Below are 5,586 nucleotides of genomic sequence, written 5' to 3' on the forward strand. Positions count from 1 at the left end.
AAAAGCCTTGCGAGTAAAGAAAAGAGTATTACTTTTGCACCCGCATTAAAGCAGAAGTTCACACACAAACTGGAGAGTTAAACAAGTCTAAAAAACTTTAAAAAAAGTTGAAAAAAGATTTGGATAATAAAAAGTAAAGGTAGTATCTTTGCCGACCCGAAACTAAGGAATTGGGGAGTGCAGGTTCTTAAAAATGTTGGGTAAGTGGTTTAGGAAAAATAATCAAAAAATTTTTTCAAAAAAGCTTGCTAGATTAAAAAAGAGTTGTACTTTTGCACCCGCTAACTGAAACAGTAGCGAACAAAAACAGAATGACACGTTCATAGACATATTGGATTGACAGCACGATTTGCAGCAATGTAAATCGAAAAATTAAGAGAGAGTAAGGCTTTTAAGAATTAAAGAATGAACCTAGCCTTTATCGTACAATATTTAAAAACTACGATGAAGAGTTTGATCCTGGCTCAGGATGAACGCTAGCGGCAGGCCTAACACATGCAAGTCGAGGGGTAGAGGAAGCTTGCTTCCTTGAGACCGGCGCACGGGTGCGTAACGCGTATGCAATCTACCTTATACAGAGGGATAGCCCAGAGAAATTTGGATTAATACCTCATAGTATTACTGAGTGGCATCACTTGGTAATTAAAGTTCCAACGGTATAAGATGAGCATGCGTCCCATTAGTTAGTTGGTAAGGTAACGGCTTACCAAGACAATGATGGGTAGGGGTCCTGAGAGGGAGATCCCCCACACTGGTACTGAGACACGGACCAGACTCCTACGGGAGGCAGCAGTGAGGAATATTGGGCAATGGAGGCAACTCTGACCCAGCCATGCCGCGTGCAGGAAGACGGTCCTATGGATTGTAAACTGCTTTTATACAGGAAGAAACCTCCCTACGTGTAGGGACTTGACGGTACTGTAGGAATAAGGATCGGCTAACTCCGTGCCAGCAGCCGCGGTAATACGGAGGATCCAAGCGTTATCCGGAATCATTGGGTTTAAAGGGTCCGTAGGCGGCCTTATAAGTCAGTGGTGAAATCTCCTAGCTCAACTAGGAAACTGCCATTGATACTGTAGGGCTTGAATTTTGGTGAAGTAACTAGAATATGTAGTGTAGCGGTGAAATGCTTAGATATTACATGGAATACCAATTGCGAAGGCAGGTTACTAACCAACGATTGACGCTGATGGACGAAAGCGTGGGGAGCGAACAGGATTAGATACCCTGGTAGTCCACGCCGTAAACGATGGATACTAGCTGTTTGGTTTTCGGACTGAGTGGCTAAGCGAAAGTGATAAGTATCCCACCTGGGGAGTACGCACGCAAGTGTGAAACTCAAAGGAATTGACGGGGGCCCGCACAAGCGGTGGAGCATGTGGTTTAATTCGATGATACGCGAGGAACCTTACCAGGGCTTAAATGGGAGACGACAGCTTAGGAAACTAGGCCTTCTTCGGACGTCTTTCAAGGTGCTGCATGGTTGTCGTCAGCTCGTGCCGTGAGGTGTCAGGTTAAGTCCTATAACGAGCGCAACCCCTGTCGTTAGTTGCCAGCGAGTCATGTCGGGAACTCTAACGAGACTGCCGGTGCAAACCGTGAGGAAGGTGGGGATGACGTCAAATCATCACGGCCCTTACGTCCTGGGCCACACACGTGCTACAATGGCCGGTACAGAGAGCAGCTACTAGGTGACTAGATGCGAATCTTCAAAACCGGTCTCAGTTCGGATCGGAGTCTGCAACTCGACTCCGTGAAGCTGGAATCGCTAGTAATCGGATATCAGCCATGATCCGGTGAATACGTTCCCGGGCCTTGTACACACCGCCCGTCAAGCCATGGAAGCTGGGGGTGCCTGAAGTCGGTGACCGCAAGGAGCTGCCTAGGGTAAAACTGGTAACTAGGGCTAAGTCGTAACAAGGTAGCCGTACCGGAAGGTGCGGCTGGAACACCTCCTTTCTAGAGAAATGATAGAGATAGGTTCTTTATCTTCTAGGTTTTACTCTCGCTGTTAATTCAAATAATACAAGTTACAATACAGAGTCTCGTAGCTCAGCTGGTTAGAGTACTACACTGATAATGTAGGGGTCCCCAGTTCGAGTCTGGGCGGGACTACTGATTATAACTAAGGAAATTCTAGGGGTTAGCTAACCGTTTAAGTTACTGTTAACTGCAAACTGTTAACTGCCGACTGAAAAACGGGGGATTAGCTCAGCTGGCTAGAGCGCCTGCCTTGCACGCAGGAGGTCATCGGTTCGACTCCGATATTCTCCACTATTCGCTAAAGCGAAAAAAGTTCATTGACATATTGAGAAAAGCAAATATTTAAAAAGTAGAAAATACATTAAATGCGTAATTTATTGCGTATTTATATAGAAAGTCCTATTTATATTTATATGAATAGGCGGCACATAAGCAAAATAAGGGCGTATGGGGGATGCCTTGGCTCTCAGAGGCGATGAAAGGCGTGATAAGCTGCGAAAAGCTACGGGGATTGGCACACACGAATTGATCCGTAGATACCTGAATGGGGCAACCCGGCATGTTGAAGACATGTCACTCCGATAGGAGAGCAAACCCGCTGAACTGAAACATCTAAGTAGGCGGAGGAGAAGAAAACAAAAGTGATTCCGTAAGTAGTGGCGAGCGAACGCGGATTAGCCCAAACCAGAGTTGTTACGGCAATTTTGGGGTTGTAGGACCACGATATTCGATGCGGATTGAACCGGAATTACCTGGAAAGGTAAACCAAAGAGGGTGATAGTCCTGTATGGGTAAGAGAAGATATCGATAGTGGTATCCTGAGTAGGGCGGGGCACGTGAAACCCTGTCTGAATCTGGCGGGACCATCCGCTAAGGCTAAATACTCCTGAGAGACCGATAGTGAACCAGTACCGTGAGGGAAAGGTGAAAAGAACCGTGAATAACGGAGTGAAATAGATCCTGAAACCATACGCTTACAAGCGGTCGGAGCCCTTTCGTGGGGTGACGGCGTGCCTTTTGCATAATGAGCCTACGAGTTACCGTTGCTGGCAAGGATAAGTGATTAAGTCATGGATCCGTAGCGAAAGCGAGTCTGAATAGGGCGCCATAGTCAGTAATGGTAGACGCGAAACCGTGTGATCTACCCATGGGCAGGATGAAGCTGTGGTAACACATAGTGGAGGTCCGAACCGGTTGACGTTGAAAAGTCTTCGGATGACCTGTGGGTAGGGGTGAAAGGCCAATCAAACTCGGAAATAGCTCGTACTCCCCGAAATGCATTTAGGTGCAGCGCTGGGTATAAGTTATATAGAGGTAGAGCTACTGATTGGATGCGGGGGCTTCACCGCCTACCAATTCCTGACAAACTCCGAATGCTATATAATGTTTACCAGCAGTGAGGGCATGGGTGCTAAGGTCCATGTCCGAGAGGGAAAGAACCCAGACCATCAGCTAAGGTCCCCAAATGTATGCTAAGTTGAAAAAACGCGGTTTGTCTGCATTGACAGCTAGGATGTTGGCTTGGAAGCAGCCATTCATTTAAAGAGTGCGTAACAGCTCACTAGTCGAGCGGACGAGCATGGATAATAATCGGGCATAAGCATACTACCGAAGCTATGGATTTTACGTTAAGTAAAGTGGTAGGGGAGCATTCTAAACTGGGTCGAAGGTGTGATGCGAGTCATGCTGGACTGTTTAGAAAAGAAAATGTAGGCATAAGTAACGATAATGCGGGCGAGAAACCCGCACACCGAAAAACTAAGGTTTCCACAGCTATGCTAATCAGCTGTGGGTTAGTCGGGTCCTAAGGCGAACCCGAAAGGGACAGTCGATGGCCAACGGGTTAATATTCCCGTACTACTTATAATTGTGATGGAATGACGGAGTGATGAAAGCACCGCGAACTGACGGAATAGTTCGTTGAAGTACTTAGCTATAAGATCTATAGGCAAATCCGTAGATTTTGGTGAAATACGATAGTACTCTGAGGCTTCGGCCAAGGGGATAGTGTGCCTAAGGGCTTCCAAGAAAAGTTTCTAAACTTAGATTATAAGTACCCGTACCGTAAACCGACACAGGTAGTTGAGGAGAGAATCCTAAGGTGCTCGAGAGATTCATGGCTAAGGAATTAGGCAAAATAGACCTGTAACTTCGGGAGAAAGGTCGCCAGCAGCAATGCTGGCCGCAGTGAAAAGGTCCAGGCGACTGTTTATCAAAAACACAGGGCTCTGCAAAATCGTAAGATGAAGTATAGGGCCTGACACCTGCCCGGTGCTGGAAGGTTAAGAGGAGATGTTATCTTCGGAGAAGCATTGAATTGAAGCCCCAGTAAACGGCGGCCGTAACTATAACGGTCCTAAGGTAGCGAAATTCCTTGTCGGGTAAGTTCCGACCTGCACGAATGGTGTAACGATCTGGACACTGTCTCAGCCATGAGCTCGGTGAAATTGTAGTATCGGTGAAGATGCCGATTACCCGCAGTGGGACGAAAAGACCCTGTGCACCTTTACTATAGCTTAATATTGACCTTGGACACGTGATGTGTAGGATAGGTGGGAGACTTTGAAGTGGGTTCGCTAGGATCTGTGGAGTCATTGTTGAAATACCACCCTTTGCTTGTCTGAGGCCTAACCCCGCGATTGTGGGGGACATTGTTTGGTGGGTAGTTTGACTGGGGTGGTCGCCTCCAAAAGAGTAACGGAGGCTTCTAAAGGTTCCCTCAGCACGCTTGGTAACCGTGCGTAGAGTGCAATGGCATAAGGGAGCTTGACTGAGAGACATACAGGTCGATCAGGTACGAAAGTAGAGCATAGTGATCCGGTGGTTCCGCATGGAAGGGCCATCGCTCAAAGGATAAAAGGTACGCCGGGGATAACAGGCTGATCTCCCCCAAGAGCTCATATCGACGGGGGGGTTTGGCACCTCGATGTCGGCTCGTCACATCCTGGGGCTGGAGAAGGTCCCAAGGGTTGGGCTGTTCGCCCATTAAAGTGGCACGCGAGCTGGGTTCAGAACGTCGTGAGACAGTTCGGTCTCTATCTACTGCGGGCGTTAGAAATTTGAGTGGATCTGATTCTAGTACGAGAGGACCGAATTGGACTGACCGCTGGTGTATCTGTTGTTCCGCCAGGAGCATCGCAGAGTAGCTACGTCGGGAAGGGATAAGCGCTGAAAGCATATAAGCGCGAAACCCACCACAAGATGAGATTTCTTTTAAGGGTCGTGGAAGATGACCACGTTGATAGGCTACAGATGTAAAGGCAGTAATGTCATAGTCGAGTAGTACTAATAACCCGTAAGCTTATCTGCAAGATTGTCTGCCGAGAAATCGGCAGACGAGAACTTTCTACTAAATATTTACTTATCTCAGTATGTTAAGATATTAGTCACTAGGCAAAAGGCAATAGCCAATAGTTTAGTTGACCCGAGCAAAAAAGCTGATGCCTTATGGCTAATGCCTATTGCCTTAAAAACTTAAGGTGGTTATTGCGGCGGGGCTCACCTCTTCCCATTCCGAACAGAGTAGTTAAGCCCGCCTGCGCAGATGGTACTGCATGACTGTGGGAGAGTATGTCGCCGCCTTTCTTTTGAAAAGCCCTATCA

2 tRNA genes and 3 rRNA genes are annotated in these 5,586 nt (G+C 47.3%); all 5 read left to right on the forward strand.

Features of this window, described 5'->3' with window-relative positions:
• Window positions 1–441: 441 nt before the first annotated feature.
• Window positions 442–1,959: ribosomal RNA gene (locus DPN68_RS12805) — 16S ribosomal RNA — on the forward strand.
• Window positions 1,960–2,041: 82 nt separating this feature from the next.
• A tRNA-Ile gene (locus DPN68_RS12810) sits at window positions 2,042–2,115 on the forward strand.
• An 85-nt stretch (window positions 2,116–2,200) separates the two neighbouring features.
• Window positions 2,201–2,274 (forward strand) — tRNA-Ala (locus tag DPN68_RS12815).
• A gap of 135 nt (window positions 2,275–2,409) precedes the next feature.
• Window positions 2,410–5,292: ribosomal RNA gene (locus DPN68_RS12820) — 23S ribosomal RNA — on the forward strand.
• Between the two features lie 166 nt (window positions 5,293–5,458).
• A 5S ribosomal RNA gene (gene rrf / locus DPN68_RS12825) occupies window positions 5,459–5,568 on the forward strand.
• The 16S, 23S and 5S rRNA genes sit together here with 2 tRNA genes alongside, the layout of an rRNA operon.
• Window positions 5,569–5,586 lie beyond the last annotated feature (18 nt).

The organism is Flavobacterium tibetense (genome assembly GCF_003293845.1).
Taxonomy (GTDB): domain Bacteria; phylum Bacteroidota; class Bacteroidia; order Flavobacteriales; family Flavobacteriaceae; genus Flavobacterium; species Flavobacterium tibetense.